Raw genomic sequence first — 15,917 nt, forward strand, 5'->3', positions numbered from 1 at the left:
CAAAAATCGGGAGGTTCTGCACATGAGTATTTTAGTGTTAGGTGGGGCTGGATATATTGGCTCCCATGCTGTTTATCAATTGGTCGATAGCGGAAAACAGGTTGTCGTGGTCGATAATCTGGAGACAGGACATCGACAGGCGGTTCATCCAGATGCCGTATTTTATGAAGGAGACATTCGCAACCGCGATTTTCTGCGTTCTGTTTTTGAAAAAGAACAAATCGATGCAGTCATTCACTTTGCGGCCAACTCCCTCGTTGGGGAATCAATGGAAAAACCGTTAAAGTATTTCGATAATAATGTATTTGGTACACAGGTGCTGCTGGAAATGATGACGGAATTCCAGGTGAAGCATATCGTATTTTCCTCTACAGCAGCGACTTATGGAGAGCCGAACACGGTGCCCATTGGCGAGGATATGCCAACACAGCCAACAAACACATATGGTGAAACGAAGCTGACGATGGAAAAAATGATGCATTGGACCGAACAGGCACATGATTTAAAATATGTATCCTTACGATATTTTAACGTGGCAGGTGCACGTGTTTCCGGAGAAATTGGTGAAGATCATGATCCAGAAACACATTTGATTCCCATTGTTTTGCAAACTGCTTTAGGGCAGCGGGAGCATATTACCATTTTTGGGGATGATTATGTCACACCGGATGGCACATGCATTCGCGACTATGTGCATGTCGAGGATTTAATCCAGGCACATCTGCTTGCATTGGAATATTTACAAAAAGGCGGACGCAGCAATGTATTCAACCTTGGCAGCAGCAATGGTTTCTCCGTTAAAGAAATCATTGAAGCAGCACGGAAGGTAACTGGCAAGGACATTCCAGCCAAAATTGGCGAACGTCGTGCTGGGGATCCGGGTGTGTTAATTGCTAGCTCGGACAAAGCGAAGCATATTTTGGGTTGGGAACCGAAACGCACCGAAATCAATACAATCATTCAGGATGCATGGAATTGGCATCAGGCCAATCCACATGGCTATGATGGGGAGTGAGAACGTGAGCATTTTTCAAACGATACAAGGACTCGTCGACCAAGCAGTGAAGGTGAAGCTCATCGAACCGAGCGATCAAAATTATGCACGTAACCAGGTGCTCGCTCAGTTGCAGCTTACCAGTTTTCCTGCAGACATCACAGAACCGGAACAGGACACGATTCCCAACCTCGTTGAAAAAATCATTGCCTATGCTGTAGCAGAAGGCGTTATTGATGATATTTTTGATGAAAAAGAAATGTTAGCGGCAAATGTGATGAACTGCTTCGTTGCTCGTCCATCAACCGTGAATCAGCTTTTTTGGCAGCATATGAAAGAAGACGGACCTCAAGCGGCAACCGATTATTTTTATGAACTAAGTAAAAATAGCAATTATATTCAAAGCAATCGGATTCAAAAAAACATTCAATTTAAAGCAAAAACAGATTACGGTGCACTGGATATTACGATCAATTTATCCAAGCCGGAAAAAGACCCCGAGCAAATTAAGCGGGAAAAGGAAATGAAGCAGCCTAAAATTCAATATCCATCCTGTGTGCTCTGTGTGGAAAATGAAGGCTATGTCGGCAGAACCGGTTATCCGGCGCGGGCAAATCACCGCATTGTTCAGGTGCCATTACTTGGTGAACATTGGTATCTCCAATACTCACCATATGTTTACTACAATGAGCATAGTATCCTACTTGCGGAGGAGCATCGCGACATGCATATTGATCGCCATGCATTACAGCGATTGCTTACTTTCACTGAATTATTTCCGCATTATTTTATCGGTTCCAACGCGGATTTACCGATTGTTGGTGGATCAATTTTGACACATGACCATTATCAGGCCGGTCGATATGATTTTGCCATGACCAAGGCGGCATCTGTATTTGATTTTGAATTGGCAGGCTTTGAACAGGTGTCTGCTTCCATCCTCAAATGGCCGTTATCTGTCATTCGTTTGCAAAGTGATCACTTGCAATCCCTCGTTGATGCAGGCGATCATATTTTATCGGTATGGCGCAACTATCAGGATGAAGCAGCAGATATTATTGCCAAAACTGGTGATACACCGCATAACACGATTACTCCGATTGCCCGCCGTCGTGGAGAAAAATTTGAACTTGATGTCGTGCTTCGTAATAATCGAACAACCGCGGAGCATCCGCTCGGCATTTTTCACCCGCACGCGGATGTACATCATATTAAACGGGAGAATATCGGCCTTATTGAAGTCATGGGTCTTGCCGTATTACCGGCACGTCTGAAGGAAGAACTGGCAGAAATCAAACAAGCCTTGCTAGGTCAGCCTGCTGATGTGGCCGCCTATCATCTTCCATGGCTGGAGGAACTGAAGCAACACCAGCCAACATCGGATACGGTCGATGCATTGATTGAAAAAGAATTGGGCAATAAATTTGCTCGTGTGTTGGAGGATGCTGGTGTCTTTAAACAGACAGATGAAGGAATCGCTGCATTCAAGCGATTCATCCAGCAGGTGAATATATAATATGGGGATATTGAAAAAAATGACATGCACACAAGAAAGCACATACAATGGCTGGCAGCAATTCACCCTGGAAAATGATCAAGGAATGGTCGTTCAGTTTCTGGATTATGGCGGGATTATTACTTCGATTCAAGTTCCGGATCGAAATGGTAAGCTGGAAAATGTCGTCCTTGGCTTTGAACAAGTAAGTGACTACAGCCATAACACCAATTATTTAGGGGCGCTCGTTGGTCCCGTTGCCGGCAGAATTGCTCAAGCTGCCTTTGAAATAAATGGCCAAACGTATTCATTGGAAAAAAACGAAGCGAACCATCATTTACATGGTGGATCAAATGGCTTTCATCAGGTTATTTGGCAGGCAGCGCCGTTTGAAACAGCCCAAACGGTTGGCGTACGCCTAACCCATCGCCATCCTGCCGGGCTTGATGGACATCCAGGCAATTTGGATGTAGCTGTTACGTATACATTGGATCAAAACAATGCTTTTACCATAACGTATGAGGCGGTTTCCGACCAGGATACCGTCGTGGCACTGACCAATCATAGCTATTTTAATCTATCCGGCAACCTTCAAGATACTGTTCATCAGCATCAGGTTACGATAAACAGTGAAAAATTCATTGAGCTCGACGCTGATTTGATTCCAACTGGTCAGGTACTCCCTGTTGCTGGAACGCCGTTTGATTTCCAGCAGGGACATTACCTCGCGGATGGCATTGCTGCAGCGCACGAGCAAAACGTGACGGTCGGCAATGGCTATGATCATTATTTCTTGTTCCGTGACCCTGCTTTTCAAGCGCAAGTGCTGGTCACGGAGAAGCAAAGTGGAAGAACGATGACGATTGAAACGAATCAGCCGGGCATGGTTATGTATACGGCAAATGCGTTGACAGAAGGAATGCCGCTTGCAGGTGGCACTTCCAAAAATTACTTAGGTGTATGCTTTGAAACACAAGCATCCCCTGCTTCCCTCGAGCTGGATACCATCCCTTCTGTGAAGCTCGCAGCCGGGGAACGCTATGAGAAGAAGACTGTGTTTACATTCGGCAATTTATAGAGGTAAATATACAAATAAAAAACTGGCAGATAATCGATTGCATGTCGATTCGCTGCCAGTTTTTTGGTTATAGCTTTAATTTCAAACCTTCATGTGTCGCTTGAAAGCCAAATGTACGATAGAACGGTAACGCGGTATCCGCGCGCTGTTTGTCCATCGTCAGCTGCACCAAATGACAGCCCCTTGCCTTCGCACGCTCCACCGCAGCCTTGATTAAGATGCTGCCAACGCCTTTACCACGCATCGATGCTTTTGCCCGCACCCCTTCGATGCTCGCGCGCCAACCGCCTTGATGGGTAAGGAATGGTGTGAACGTGATTTGCAAAACACCAACTACTTCCTCTCCCTGACAAGCAATCAGCAATTCATTGTTCGGATCCGCATCAATTGCCTGAAATGCCCGCTTATAGCTATCAGGCAGCGGATTCTCATAACGCTCCCGTGTTTTCCCAAGCACATCTTCCGCCAATAATGCCACCATTTGCGTCAGCTCTGCCGCCGTCGCCGTTCTTACTAAAATATCCATATGCATCCCCTCCTCCTACTGATAAGTGTAGCAGAAGGACATGTATGGTAGAGATACCGCTTTGTTATCCCTAGCGATTGGTTTTGCTGATACCTGAGATCAATCGGCATGACTATTTTGGGATTCGTTTTTCTGGCCTGGTATACTTTGTCTCGTAGCCTGTTCTTTGGGTTGGTATTTTCCTAACTAGTGGCAATGACGCGTTTTGCCTGGCGGTTCACTTTGTCGGATGAACGCTTTCCAGATAATTGCAGATGGCGCGTTGACCTTTTAACAGCACGACTTTATTATTCGGATGCAGCTTTTCGAATTCACGCAATCGCTCCCGCATGCGTGATTTTCGTCGGCGATAGGTGGTCCAAATAAATTTCGTAAATGCCCAATCCAATTTTTCCGGGCAGCCCGGCGCCATGTCTGGACGCGTTTTGCCATGTGATCGAATTCTTCTTTTGATTACACGAAAATAGCATACAAGAAGAGGTAGTTCCAAATAGATGATCGTATCCGCCTAATCACGGCGCGGTTCATACGTACCTGTATAATTTCCCTCCATGATCCAGCGCTGATGCTCGTTCATAAAATCAAGCTGCTTCTGGGCAAAATCTTCCATTGGAGCCTGGACCCAGCCCGGCAACCAAAATAATCGATCCAAATGACAAACTTCCAATTGCAGCCGCTCCCCCAGCTGTCTGGCAAACGTCGACTTTCCAACACCTGCTGAAACTCCCAAAATCAAAATCCGCTCCATGAAATCCCCCCTCGTAACTGTTGAAATCAGCGTACGCCAATTTCTTTCGTATGATTGATATGGAAAAGAATCGGTTCTTCGATTCCATCCGTTACTACATAATGATGTGGAAATCGGCAGCGGCTGATTTCATCCAAATGCCTGATGGTATTTATGAGGTATTCATGATGTGCGTGTTACAGTAGTTATGTGAGATGTTAGCGATGATGTGTAAATGCCGACACAGGATGAGGCAATTTTCTGGCTTAGGTATGTGGTTTTTATCTTTGGATAGGATAAAAAAAATCGGCAGTGGCCAAGATTTCTTCTTATTTTTATTTGAGCACCTGTTGAGTTGGTGCTCGACTTTCGGCGTTCGGTGCTCGACTTCTAGCGCTTGGTGCGCGACTTTCGGCGTTTGGTGCTCGACTTCTGGCGCTTGGTGCGCGACTTTCGGCGTTCGGTGCTCGACTTCTACCGCTTGGTGCGCGACTTTTACCGCTTGGTGCTCGACTTCCTGCGTTTGGTGCGCGACTTTCGGCGTTTGGTGCTCGACTTCTGGCGCTTGGTGCGCGACTTCTGGCGTTCGGTGCTCGACTTCACTCGATCGGTGCGCGACTTCTACCATTCGGCGCTCGACTTCTACCGCTTGGTGCTCGACTTCCGGCGTTCGGTGCGCGAGTTATGCTGATTGGTGCTCGACTTCTACCGAGTGGCGTGCAACTTAAATGGAAAGGAATCGGAATACCGATTCCATCCTTCCCCTCCATGTTGTGGAAATCGGCAGCGGCTGATTTCTTCCTATGCTTCTATTGGTTTTGGAGCCAGAGGGTGGGCCTGATTGACTGATTTGTTGGAAGAACTAATTTTTCAACGATGACTCCATCTGCTGAAATGAGTGTCAGTGCTGTTTTTGTTCCACCAATATCTACGCCAAAAGCATACGTTTGGAAACCTCCCTATTCTATTCATAATCTTTTCTCCCTTTCTATTATACTTACTCCAACATAATTGATTTTGCATCTCGCTAAAAACGCATAAAAGCACCGATTGCTTATACAATCGGTACGATATGAAACGTTATATTGTCATAGATTACAGACGAAATGCACGCTTTTTGCGGATGGCATTTGTCTTCATAATGACGCGTTGCTTGGCCAGCCGCATATTGTGGACATTGGACAGAACGCGAATCGTGCTATAGCTCATGGATACAATTAAGATGGAAGCAACAGCATCTACTACAACGTGCTGCTTCGTGAATACCGTTGATAGAATAATAAGTGTTCCCATTAACTGTACGAAACCGGCATGCAGCATATGTTTATCCTTAATATGAACGGAAGCAAGCATAATCGCATAGGTTGTCAGCACATGGATACTTGGGAAGCAGTTGAACGGTTCATCATGATTATAAATAAATTGCACCATGGAAACAAATATGCCATCTCCCTGAAGTGCTGGGCGAACAACGGTAGATTGGAAGAAATAGTAACAGGTAAAGCAAATGACCTCGCCAATAACAATCGTAATCAGCGTGTGCTTATATACCTTTAAATCCTTCCACCAAAAATAGACAAGATATCCTAAAATATACACATACCAGAAGAGATATGGGACTGCGAAAATAGGTAGTAATGGAATGCGGTCATCGATGACACTTCCAAGCTGCAGCACAGAACCATTATGCACATTCAGTAAGGCATACGAAAGTCCCAGTACTGGGAAAACCAATAACCAAAGCAAGTGAATCCATCTATTTTTTATCTGGTTCATTATTTCTGTTCTCCTCAATATATACAAGCATGACAAGTCAATTGTTCCATTGGCTTTATCAAACATCGTCCATGTATACGTTGTAATTTTCGAAACCTCAGAACAATTGCTGACGTATATGTTAGTACATACCCGCTCCACTTGTACTGAAACTTTTGTCCTAAGAAAATAATTATAAACTGTTGCAGGCCCTTTCACAATAGATTTTATCAACTTTTTATTAAAAAAGCTTAACTTTCCGAAAATAATTACTAAATTGATGGATTTCAATCGACAACCTCTGGCAGGGGCAACTTTTTTCATATATGCTAGAAATACGAACAGGACAAAAGGAGTTGATTCCTTGTTGTTAACCGAGCGCTGTAGGCTCTGTAAACCACGACTCGCTGATTACGAACAAATTCGATTATTATTTCAAGATGAAATGGTTCGTGCTTATTTGGGCGGGCCACGACATGATCAGACCATCCAAGCGATTTTTTCCGATATGCTGGTAGCAAAACCACCTACTCACCATTGGCTCATTTTTCACGTGGAGCAAGATCAATTTATGGGGCTTGTATCCTTGAATCCGCATCATGATGGTGCACAGATAGAAGTTTCCTATCAATTTTTGCCACATTGGTGGGGAGCTGGCTATGCAAGCGAAGTGGTTGCTTTTATTTGTGCGTATGCACGAACCATACTTGGTGAAAGTAAAATACTTGCTGAAACACAAATCGCCAATACCCGCTCTTGCCAGCTATTGGAAAGAATAGGCATGCGGCCGGAATATCAAGTAGAGCGATTCGGTGCCAAACAAATTGTTTATGCTTTGGAGGCTACATGTGATGAATGAATTAACAATTTTGATGCTTATTATTCTTCTTTTAGAACTATGTCTGCGCAAAATACTTTTTGGTCATGTCAAATCTAACATTCTAAATACAAAAGCAAAACAACTCTTCATCCGATGGAGTATCATTCTAGCGATGGCGTCGTTGATCGTCGTTATGTTTTTATACGAAGGGCCTGAAAGTGAAACAGCATTATATTGGTTTTGGTTCGTTTTCTTTGGGATACTGTATGGGTCTAAATTCATTTTTGAAAGAATATATAATCGTGCAGCCAAGGAATATCGATTGGAATTTATATTAATGCTGTTTTCAACTGGCATGATATATGCCGTATTATTGGGGTAAGCGGGCAGCTACGTCATGCCAATACATACGCCCATAACAAAGATGCAGGCTGAAATGGGTCAGCCTGCATCTTGATGTTTCAGCATAAATATTTCCACGTTAACAATCGCTTTTCCCTATCCTTTTACAGAGCCGGCGAGCAGTCCACGGACGAAGTATTTTCCGAGAAAAATGTAGACGAGCAATGTTGGCAGGGCTGCTAGCAAGGCGCCGGCCATTTGTACGTTCCATTGCACGATTTGACTGCCGGAAAGATTTTGCAGGGCGACCATGACTGGTTGTTTATCAGATGTCGTGATGGTGACCGCGAATAGGAATTCATTCCAAATATTCGTAAACTGCCAGATGGCGACTACGACAAACCCGGTAATCGACAGCGGAATAATTATATGGCGAAATACACCAAGAAAGCTGGCGCCATCTATTTTCGCAGATTCGATCATTTCATCTGGAATATTTGCGTAAAAATTACGGAACATGAGCGTTGTGATTGGCAAACCATATACGACATGGACAAGAATCAGTCCTGGTATGGTGTTGTACAAATCAATTGTCCGTAAAAATTGAATCATCGGGATTAGGATACTTTGATAGGGAATAAACATCCCGAATAAAATAACCGTAAAAATGAGATCCGAGCCTTTAAATTTCCATTTCGACAATACATAGCCATTCATCGCACCGAGCAGTGCAGATAATAAGGTTGCCGGGACGACCAAATAAATGCTGTTCATCAAGTTGGGTGCCAAATTTTTAAATGCATGGGCATATGAACTGAAATCAATCGCACTTGGCAAGGTCCACATGTCCGCTAGAGATACTTCGTCCAGCGGCTTCAAGCTTGTGACAATCATGACATAGACCGGTGTTAAAAAGATGATGGCAAAGACAATCAAAATCAAGTATTTGATGAGCTTTCCAATATGAGATGCCGTCATGAGTTGTCACCCTTTCTGCTGCTCCATAAATATGGCACAATGAAGACGGCCACAAGCAGGAGCATGATAATTGCAATTGCTGCTCCGTTCGCGTAGTAGTTCCCGCGGAAGGTTGTTTCAAACATATATACACCAGGCACGTCGGTAACAAAATTCGCTCCTGACCCAGTCATCGCATAGATTAAATCAAATATTTTCAAGGAAATATGTGCCATGATAATAACGACACTCATCGTAATCGGCATCAGCATCGGCAGAATGATTTTGCGATAGATTTGAAATTCACTTGCTCCATCCATCCGAGCTGCTTCACGCATGGATTCATCAATTCCCCGCAAGCCAGCTAAATACATGGCAAGCGAAAATCCTGTCATTTGCCAGACTGCCGCAATTACGACGGCAATAATGGCGACGGGAAGCCCAAATTCAATGCTGCCCCATTGGAAGCCTCCGATAATATTCGTATCGGTATACCATTTCGGTGTAATTCCAAAAAACTTTAAAAAATGATTAAAGCCGGTAGATGGATTGAGCAGCCATTGCCACACAACTCCTGTCACAATAAAAGACAATGCCATCGGAAAAAGAAAAATATTACGGAAAATCGACTCTCCTTTTAATTTTTGATCGATTAAAATGGAAAGTCCGAGCCCAAGTACAATGACAAGGGCAATAAATAACACAGTAAAAAATAATGTGTTTCGTAGGTCCGCCTGAAAACGGAAGTCCTTAAACAAGTAAAGATAGTTTTTTAGTCCAGCAAATGAAAAATCAGGAACAATCGTATTATAATTGCTCAAGGATACATATCCTGTCCAACCGATAAATCCGTACACAAACACGAGGATTAAAATAAAGGATGGAATTAAGAAAGCAATTGCTGTCCAATGGTCACGGGATATTTTCTTTTTATTTTTTATTTGTATTTCCTTTGCCATCTGTACATCCTCCTTCGATAGAGGTTCACCTTTCTCCAATACAAAGGGCCGCCAAGCTTTGGCAGCCCCGAACCTTTCTACCTGCTTACATATCTGGCGCCGCGTTTTGTAGTGCTTGAATAAAGTTGTCTACATTACGCTGGGTGACGAAAATATTGACCGCTTGGTTTGCCTTCGTGAGAAAACCTTCCGATGCGGCTGAACCATGTGCAAGACTTGGATATAAACGTGATTCCTTAAAGTCTTCGATGGTATCCTTGCCATAGTCGTTGTACTTGGATGGGTCTGCATCGACACGTGCCGGGATGGAGCCCTTCAGTGGGTTAAACGCATCCTGCCCTTCTACAGAACCGAGCACTGTTAAGAATTTCTTTACATCATCCACATTGTCGACACCTTTTGGTAAGCCAAACGTATCGGTGATGACACCGAAGTCACCCTCTGTACCAGGGAAAGTGAAATAGCCATAATCGACATTGGTTTCCAAATCAAGATCATTGACGAAATAGCCTACTGCCCAGTCTCCCATATTAATCATGGCAGCATCCCCACTTGCTACAAGCTGAGCCGAGTCCTGCCAGTTACGGGAAGCATGATCCTCATTGATATAATCCAGCATTTTCCCAAAGGTTTCAGCCGCTTTCACTACACGTTCATCATCGAATGCGATGTCGCCTGCGAATAGTTTGTTATAATCATCGACGCCAAGCTCTGCAGCCAATACGTTTTCAAAAATTTGTGTCGCTGTCCAGGATTCCTTATCCCCTAAAGCCAGAGGAGTAATGCCAGCCTCCTGCAATTTATCTGCGGCCGCAAAGAACTCATCCATTGTCGTTGGTACGTCAATGCCGTTGTCTTCAAATACTTTTTTATTATAAAAAATCGGATTACCACGGTGAATATTGACTGGCACAGAATAAATATTGCCATCATCACTTACTAAATCAATTAAGTCTTCCGGGAATTTATCCATCCAATCGTTCTCTTCATACAAATCATTGAGCGGCTCCATTTTATCTGCTGCCACCCAGCTTTTGTTCAATTCTTCCCCGCCATGCACCTGGAACGTGGATGGTGGGTCATTTCCTTGCATACGCGTTGCCAGAACTGCCTTTGCATTGGTACCAGCACCACCAGCTACCGCCGCATTTTCTACTGAAATATCTGGATGTTCATCTTCAAATAAGTCTATTAATGCGAGTAAGCCATCCTCTTCCCCTGCACCTGTCCACCAGCTAAAAATTTCTACCTGCCCACTTGCCTGACCGCCTTTATCCTTTTTATCTCCATCCGATTTTTCTCCGGAATTGGAACAAGCCGCCACTACAAGCATGAGTGCTAATAATGCCATCAGTCCATATATTTTTTTCAAAACAGGAACCCCCTTCAAGTATTGATAACGCTTTCAGTCTCTATTATAAAAAATATCTCCCGCAAACCGCGTCTTCTTTTTCTGTACTTTTTACTGTTTTTCTTCACTATTTAAAGATTCTGTACTTTCTGGCTATCAATATAAAACGGAACCGGAAATGCCGATTCCGTTTCTATTTATTATTTCTGATATAGTCCCCGCTGAAATGCTGTCGGTGACTCGGAGAAATGGCGTTTGAATACCCGGCTAAAATAATTCGGGTCACGATAACCGAGCTGAAAACTAATTTCTTTCAAGCTATATTGATTTTCTTCAATGAGCTGCTTCGCCTTTTCCATGCGAACGGTCGTGACGTAATCGGTAAAGGTTTGCCCAAACTCCTGCTTAAATAGATTGGAAAAATAATTCGGGCTGAGCTGAACGGCCTGGGCTGCTGCTTCCAATGTAATCACCGCTTGAAAATGTTCGTTAATAAAGCTTTTCACTTTTTCAGCAAATTGATGGGACTCATGAAATGCTTTCAATTTCATACAGCAAAGCTCTATAAAATTGAACCAATCCTGATCCCTTTGCAAGGATTGAATCGATGTCATGTCTGAGGTCAGCCGCTTGCGATGCAACAGATTACGAATTTGAACGTATAATTCTTCTCTATCAAAGCTGTTCCAATGCGGATTATTTTCCTGATAAAGCAGGCGTGCTTGTTCGGCATTCCCCTTTTCAATTGCTTGCAATAGTGCTGGAAAGACATCATTCGCTTCACGATTTGTTTCTACCTGCCAAAACCCATACCTTCTGCTCCCCTGCGCTGAGAGCTGCATGCAAGCAGAAAAGGCTTGTTGATAGGAATGGGCAAAGTGCTTCACCTGTTTTTGCTGTGTACCTATCCCTATATAGATTGTATCCCCAAGTGCGAGATGGAGCGACCTTGCCAGTTGGAGCAATGCAGGATTTTCCAGCGGTTCCGTCGCAAGTAAACAAATCATCGCTGAATCCTCTGCTGTTTGCAATAGCCACGTATAGGATTGTTGCGCAAGTATTGGTTCGATTGTTTCGGCATGCAAGGGCGTTTTCCCTTTTAGAACGAAAAAGCAACCATGTGAAATCGCAGGAAAATGCTGTGTCCACATGCGCTCTGCTTCATCCGTCCATTGTCCTTGGATGAGATGATGAAGCAAATGCTGCTTAATTACCGATACTTTACTGGCTTCCTCCTGCTCGCGGAGCGCCTCTGCCTCAAGCTCTTTTTTCACCCGAAGAATCGCTTGGACAGTTTCCTCTTTTTTACCTGGCTTCAAAATATAATCCTTCACCCCATAGCGAATGGCTTCCTTTGCGAAGTCAAACGAATCATAGGCCGAAACGAGAATAAATTTGATTGTTGGCTGAATAGCCTGGATTTGTTCAATTGCCTCTAAGCCATTAATCCCAGGCATTTTAATATCCATAAACATCAAATCCGGCTGGAGTGTCTTGGCAAGTTCTATCGCTTTTCGCCCATTTATTGCCTCCCCCACTACCTGTAAATCTGAAAAATGCTCTTCAATAAATTTACGCAATGCCTTCCGCTCAATCAATTCATCTTCAGCAATGACGATGCGCATGAAAACTTCCCCCTTTACACAAAAGCTTGATATGATTAGGTATTATTTCCTGGGCAATAATAACCGAATCGTCGTTCCTTCTCCAAGCTCCGACTCCAATTCGACAATATGCTGTGTTTGATAAAACAGCTGCAGACGCCTGATCACATTATGTAAGCCAATTCCTGTCGAATGTCCGACATGTGCTTCCTTTGCATCTGCCAGTGACAGTATTTCTTCCATTCTTTCCGGACGCATCCCTGCTCCATCATCTGTAACCTCAACCACGATCTCTGCTGGTTGTGGATACACACGCAGCCAAATATGTCCACCTTCTTCCCGTTCTTCTATTCCATGAATAAACGCATTTTCGACCAATGGCTGCAGGGTTAGCCGCGGAATATGCACATCCAGACAAGCATCATCAATGTCCATTTCAAATGTGACACGTTCGGAAAAACGGGTTTTTTGAATTTGAAAATAATCCTTTACTACTTCTACCTCCATACCTAGGGTGACACTTTTATTAATATCACCAAGACTATGCCGAAGCAGTGTTGCGACCGAATCAATCAAATTCGATGTCACTTTGGCATTTTCTAAATATGCCATTTTCGACAGCGTATTTAAGGTATTGAATAAAAAATGCGGATTGATTTGATTTTGCAATTGCTTCAGTTCCATTTCTTTCACAAGCCGATCCAGCTCGGATTGATCCTGAATCTCTTTCACTAGTTCATGAATATCTGTCCGCATATTATTAAACGTATCGCCCAGCAGCTTCAGCTCATCATTGGATTCAATCTGCACCGGCTCCCCGACTAGATTACCAGCAGCCACTTCATTAGCAGCTCGCGATAGCTTCTTCACCGGTGTCGTAATGCCTTTTGAAAACCACAGAGCAAAAAACACAGCCAGCATAATCGTTGTGACAAAGAGAAACAGAATGAACAGGAAAAAGCTCTCATTACGGTCTTGTAAATCCCGATAAAAATCCTGATAAGAGGTGAGCTCAATATTGATTAGCTCCAAGGTTGCCTCCTGAATAAATTCAGACGCCCGTCTCGCCTCTTCAATTCGATAGGAATAAAGCTCCATATCGTCTAAAATAACAAATCCAACCGTCATCTCTGTTTCTGTCAACAGGGTTTCGATGAGATTGAGATAGTTCTTCATTTCAATCCGGTCAATGGTATAAAAGGTGTCTGCCAGTTGATTCTTTTCATTGATCACCTGCTGTCGCACCTGGAAATATTTCTGGAAGTTATCCGTATTTGGTTCCTTCACATACGTACTCATGCTACGATACAAATGGTCGGATTCCTGGGAAATTGCATTCAATAGCAAAAATCGTTCAAAGCTATCATGGTAAGTATTCATCAATCCATTCGAGCTCACAAATATCGATACCGCGGTAATTTGAAATAACAGGACAAAGACAAAAAAGTACACCAGCAGCTTCCCACGTATCGTCTTCATTGCAGCTCACCCGATCTGGAAATGTCCGCCTTCCGAATAATCCGTGTTTCTGTAAAAATTTGATTATCTAAAAGATCGTTCTGTTGCAGACCCATCATCACTTCAACCACTTTGGCACCCATTTCCTCCGGATACTGTGCAACCGTCGCGTCTATATCCCCCGTTTTGATGAGCCGAATCGTTTCAGGCAGTACATCAAAGGCAACTACATATAGCGGCCTGGCAATCGCAATTTCATTCAAGCCTTCGACAATCCCGATCCCATCCAATGCACTCATTCCAACCAGTGCATTAATATTCGGGTGCTGCTTCAGCAAGGAATATGCCGCTTGCATGGCACCAATTTGGGTAATATTCGACTCCGCTGTTTCGATGATATGTATACGTGATTTCGTTTTCACCGCCGCCTTAAAACCGGCAAGTCGCTCCTGCTGATTGATCGACTCCGCGCGCCCCGTCACGATTCCAACATACTGCTCCCCGTCTGTATCCTCCAATAATGCCTGTCCAAGCAGCTGTCCTGCAACATAATTATCCGTACCAACATAAGCCTTCCGCTCACTGCTCTTCACATCGGTATCCACAGTCACAACCGGAATGCCACGTTCCACTGCCCGATGCACCAAATTCACAAAGCGCTGCCCCTCAACACCTTGCGTCATGATGCCATCCACCTTGGCCGCAATCAGCCGATCCATCAAATTAAGCAATTCCTCATTATCTGCCTTTTGTGGAGCAACATATTCCAAATATATATCATTCTCCCTCGCAACATCACGTGCCCCTTTTTCCACCAAGCGCCAATAATCATTATCTGTCTCCTCGGCAATCAAAGCAAAATGATACGCATACTGCTTCGACGCAGCTGGCTCACTCTCCAAATAGAACGTCTTATAGCCATATATCAGCATGCCTACAAAACTAATCAAAAACACAACCCCACCAGCCGTATACAGCACCCACTTCGAATCCGCTTTCATTCCCTCACCCACCTCATAACCTAGATTTAGTTTAGCATAGCAATATATTTCCGCCTAGCCACTAAAACCCCTTTCACGGTGGTTGGAATCGGTGAGCCGATTCCCCTCCTTTAAATATTATTGATGTTGAAATCGGCTTGAGCCGATTTCGTTCTATTTTCCTTGGCTGGACTGCGCGAGTTGGGCGGTTGGTGCTCGAGTTGAGGCGGCTGGTGCTCGTGTTTGAGTGATTGGCGCGCGAGTTGGGGTGGTCGGTGCGCGAGTTCAAGCGGTTGGTGCTCGAGTTGGGGTGGCTGGTGCTCGAGTTTGGCGATTTGGCGCGCGGGTTGAGGCGTTCGGTGCGCGAGTTGGGTAGGGTTTTATGGTTTGGGCTTTTTAAATGATGTTGAAATCGGCGGCTGCCGATTTCTACCCTCTTGATGTATGCGAGTTGGGGGCCGGGGGCATGCGACTTTGGACCAAACGTATGCGAGATTAGTGCTGAGGCATGCGAGTTGGGGGCCGAGGCATGCGACTTCGAGCCATAGGCATGCGACTTTCATGCCAGGGCATGCGAGTTGGGGGCCGGGGCATGCGACTTTCATGCCAAGGCATGCGAGTTGGGGGCCGGGGCATGCGACTTCGAGCCATAGGCATGCGACTTTCATGCTCGGGCATGCGACTTTGAGTCCGGGCCATGCGACTTTGAGGCCGGGGCATGCGACTTTGAGGCCGAGGCATGCGACTTTGAGTCCGGGCCATGCGACTTTGAGGCCGGGGCATGCGACTTTCATGCTCGGGCATGCGACTTTCATGCTCGGGCATGCGACTTTGGACCAAACGTATGCGAGTTAGGGGCCAAGTCATGCGA

17 protein-coding genes are annotated in these 15,917 nt (G+C 44.6%); 7 read left to right on the forward strand and 10 right to left on the reverse strand.

From position 1 onward, the window contains the following. Positions 1-22 precede the first annotated feature (22 nt). The 3 genes from galE to DX933_RS16515 are packed head-to-tail and all read left to right on the forward strand — an operon-like array spanning position 23 to position 3,567. Complete coding sequence (gene galE / locus DX933_RS16505) at positions 23-1,015, forward strand: UDP-glucose 4-epimerase GalE (protein ID WP_123317530.1); 993 nt, start codon at positions 23-25, stop codon at positions 1,013-1,015. Continuing rightward, complete coding sequence (gene galT, locus DX933_RS16510; protein WP_397316802.1) at positions 1,005-2,510, forward strand: UDP-glucose--hexose-1-phosphate uridylyltransferase; 1,506 nt, start codon at positions 1,005-1,007, stop codon at positions 2,508-2,510. The genes galE and galT overlap by 11 nt, the downstream gene beginning before the upstream one ends. 1 nt (position 2,511) lies before the next feature. Continuing rightward, the gene (locus tag DX933_RS16515) at positions 2,512-3,567 is read left to right on the forward strand and encodes an aldose epimerase family protein (protein ID WP_223806014.1); all 1,056 of its coding nucleotides are present in this window, start codon (positions 2,512-2,514) and stop codon (positions 3,565-3,567) included. Positions 3,568-3,634: 67 nt separating this feature from the next. Here DX933_RS16515 and DX933_RS16520 read toward each other — a convergent pair whose 3' ends face one another. The 3 genes from DX933_RS16520 to DX933_RS18830 form a co-directional block, all read right to left on the reverse strand. Then, positions 3,635-4,093 (reverse strand): GNAT family N-acetyltransferase, encoded by a 459-nt coding sequence (locus DX933_RS16520; RefSeq protein WP_397316787.1) that lies wholly within the window; start codon positions 4,091-4,093, stop codon positions 3,635-3,637. Positions 4,094-4,310: 217 nt separating this feature from the next. Further along, on the reverse strand, positions 4,311-4,583 hold the full coding sequence (locus DX933_RS18825) for a P-loop NTPase family protein (RefSeq protein ID WP_317843099.1): 273 nt from the start codon (positions 4,581-4,583) through the stop codon (positions 4,311-4,313). A gap of 18 nt (positions 4,584-4,601) precedes the next feature. After that, positions 4,602-4,841, reverse strand: coding sequence for a P-loop NTPase family protein (locus DX933_RS18830; RefSeq protein ID WP_317843100.1), 240 nt, complete (start codon positions 4,839-4,841; stop codon positions 4,602-4,604). A gap of 376 nt (positions 4,842-5,217) precedes the next feature. Here DX933_RS18830 and DX933_RS18275 point away from each other — a divergent pair, with 376 nt between their 5' ends. Beyond that, on the forward strand, positions 5,218-5,511 hold the full coding sequence (locus DX933_RS18275; protein WP_145962292.1) for a hypothetical protein: 294 nt from the start codon (positions 5,218-5,220) through the stop codon (positions 5,509-5,511). A gap of 404 nt (positions 5,512-5,915) precedes the next feature. On the opposite strand, the gene DX933_RS16535 is transcribed toward DX933_RS18275, so the two are convergent. Continuing rightward, the gene (locus DX933_RS16535; RefSeq protein ID WP_123317533.1) at positions 5,916-6,596 is read right to left on the reverse strand and encodes a phosphatase PAP2 family protein; all 681 of its coding nucleotides are present in this window, start codon (positions 6,594-6,596) and stop codon (positions 5,916-5,918) included. A gap of 343 nt (positions 6,597-6,939) precedes the next feature. Between DX933_RS16535 and DX933_RS16540 the strand changes: the two genes are divergently transcribed. Both DX933_RS16540 and DX933_RS16545 read left to right on the forward strand, forming a co-directional pair. Next, on the forward strand, positions 6,940-7,434 hold the full coding sequence (locus DX933_RS16540; RefSeq protein WP_190279569.1) for a GNAT family N-acetyltransferase: 495 nt from the start codon (positions 6,940-6,942) through the stop codon (positions 7,432-7,434). Beyond that, positions 7,427-7,777 (forward strand): DUF4181 domain-containing protein, encoded by a 351-nt coding sequence (locus DX933_RS16545; RefSeq protein WP_190279570.1) that lies wholly within the window; start codon positions 7,427-7,429, stop codon positions 7,775-7,777. The genes DX933_RS16540 and DX933_RS16545 overlap by 8 nt, the downstream gene beginning before the upstream one ends. Before the next feature lie 116 nt (positions 7,778-7,893). On the opposite strand, the gene DX933_RS16550 is transcribed toward DX933_RS16545, so the two are convergent. The 6 genes from DX933_RS16550 to DX933_RS16575 all read right to left on the reverse strand — a co-directional run bounded on the left by DX933_RS16550 (position 7,894) and on the right by DX933_RS16575 (position 15,067). Further along, positions 7,894-8,715, reverse strand: a complete 822-nt coding sequence (locus DX933_RS16550; RefSeq protein WP_123317535.1) for a carbohydrate ABC transporter permease — start codon at positions 8,713-8,715, stop codon at positions 7,894-7,896. Next, a complete protein-coding gene (locus DX933_RS16555) occupies positions 8,712-9,653 on the reverse strand; it encodes a carbohydrate ABC transporter permease (protein WP_123317536.1) in 942 nt (313 codons plus the stop codon). Before DX933_RS16555 ends, DX933_RS16550 begins: the two co-directional genes overlap by 4 nt. A gap of 85 nt (positions 9,654-9,738) precedes the next feature. Then, complete coding sequence (locus tag DX933_RS16560) at positions 9,739-11,004, reverse strand: ABC transporter substrate-binding protein (protein ID WP_123317573.1); 1,266 nt, start codon at positions 11,002-11,004, stop codon at positions 9,739-9,741. Positions 11,005-11,204: 200 nt separating this feature from the next. Beyond that, positions 11,205-12,629, reverse strand: a complete 1,425-nt coding sequence (locus DX933_RS16565) for a response regulator transcription factor (protein WP_123317537.1) — start codon at positions 12,627-12,629, stop codon at positions 11,205-11,207. A gap of 42 nt (positions 12,630-12,671) precedes the next feature. Beyond that, complete coding sequence (locus DX933_RS16570; RefSeq protein ID WP_123317538.1) at positions 12,672-14,087, reverse strand: sensor histidine kinase; 1,416 nt, start codon at positions 14,085-14,087, stop codon at positions 12,672-12,674. Then, positions 14,084-15,067: a sugar-binding protein gene (locus DX933_RS16575; RefSeq protein WP_123317539.1), complete on the reverse strand. Its 984-nt coding sequence runs from the start codon at positions 15,065-15,067 to the stop codon at positions 14,084-14,086. Before DX933_RS16575 ends, DX933_RS16570 begins: the two co-directional genes overlap by 4 nt. A gap of 226 nt (positions 15,068-15,293) precedes the next feature. Between DX933_RS16575 and DX933_RS18770 the strand changes: the two genes are divergently transcribed. Further along, positions 15,294-15,422, forward strand: coding sequence for a hypothetical protein (locus DX933_RS18770; RefSeq protein WP_263363206.1), 129 nt, complete (start codon positions 15,294-15,296; stop codon positions 15,420-15,422). Positions 15,423-15,917 lie beyond the last annotated feature (495 nt).

It is taken from the genome of Ornithinibacillus gellani (assembly GCF_003730295.1).
GTDB classification, from domain to species: Bacteria; Bacillota; Bacilli; order Bacillales; family Amphibacillaceae; genus Ornithinibacillus_A; species Ornithinibacillus_A gellani.

Excerpts from the sequence above, each read along its gene's own strand:
- galE (WP_123317530.1), top strand. The coding sequence starts at position 23 with ATGAGTATTTTAGTGTTAGGTGGGGCTGGATATATTGGCTCCCATGCT.
- galT (WP_397316802.1), top strand. The coding sequence starts at position 1,005 with ATGGGGAGTGAGAACGTGAGCATTTTTCAAACGATACAAGGACTCGTC.
- DX933_RS16515 (WP_223806014.1), top strand. The coding sequence starts at position 2,512 with ATGGGGATATTGAAAAAAATGACATGCACACAAGAAAGCACATACAAT.
- DX933_RS16520 (WP_397316787.1), bottom strand. The coding sequence starts at position 4,093 with ATGGATATTTTAGTAAGAACGGCGACGGCGGCAGAGCTGACGCAAATG.
- DX933_RS18830 (WP_317843100.1), bottom strand. The coding sequence starts at position 4,841 with ATGGAGCGGATTTTGATTTTGGGAGTTTCAGCAGGTGTTGGAAAGTCG.
- DX933_RS16535 (WP_123317533.1), bottom strand. The coding sequence starts at position 6,596 with ATGAACCAGATAAAAAATAGATGGATTCACTTGCTTTGGTTATTGGTT.
- DX933_RS16545 (WP_190279570.1), top strand. The coding sequence starts at position 7,427 with ATGAATGAATTAACAATTTTGATGCTTATTATTCTTCTTTTAGAACTA.
- DX933_RS16550 (WP_123317535.1), bottom strand. The coding sequence starts at position 8,715 with ATGACGGCATCTCATATTGGAAAGCTCATCAAATACTTGATTTTGATT.
- DX933_RS16555 (WP_123317536.1), bottom strand. The coding sequence starts at position 9,653 with ATGGCAAAGGAAATACAAATAAAAAATAAAAAGAAAATATCCCGTGAC.
- DX933_RS16560 (WP_123317573.1), bottom strand. The coding sequence starts at position 11,004 with ATGGCATTATTAGCACTCATGCTTGTAGTGGCGGCTTGTTCCAATTCC.
- DX933_RS16565 (WP_123317537.1), bottom strand. The coding sequence starts at position 12,629 with ATGCGCATCGTCATTGCTGAAGATGAATTGATTGAGCGGAAGGCATTG.
- DX933_RS16570 (WP_123317538.1), bottom strand. The coding sequence starts at position 14,087 with ATGAAGACGATACGTGGGAAGCTGCTGGTGTACTTTTTTGTCTTTGTC.
- DX933_RS16575 (WP_123317539.1), bottom strand. The coding sequence starts at position 15,067 with ATGAAAGCGGATTCGAAGTGGGTGCTGTATACGGCTGGTGGGGTTGTG.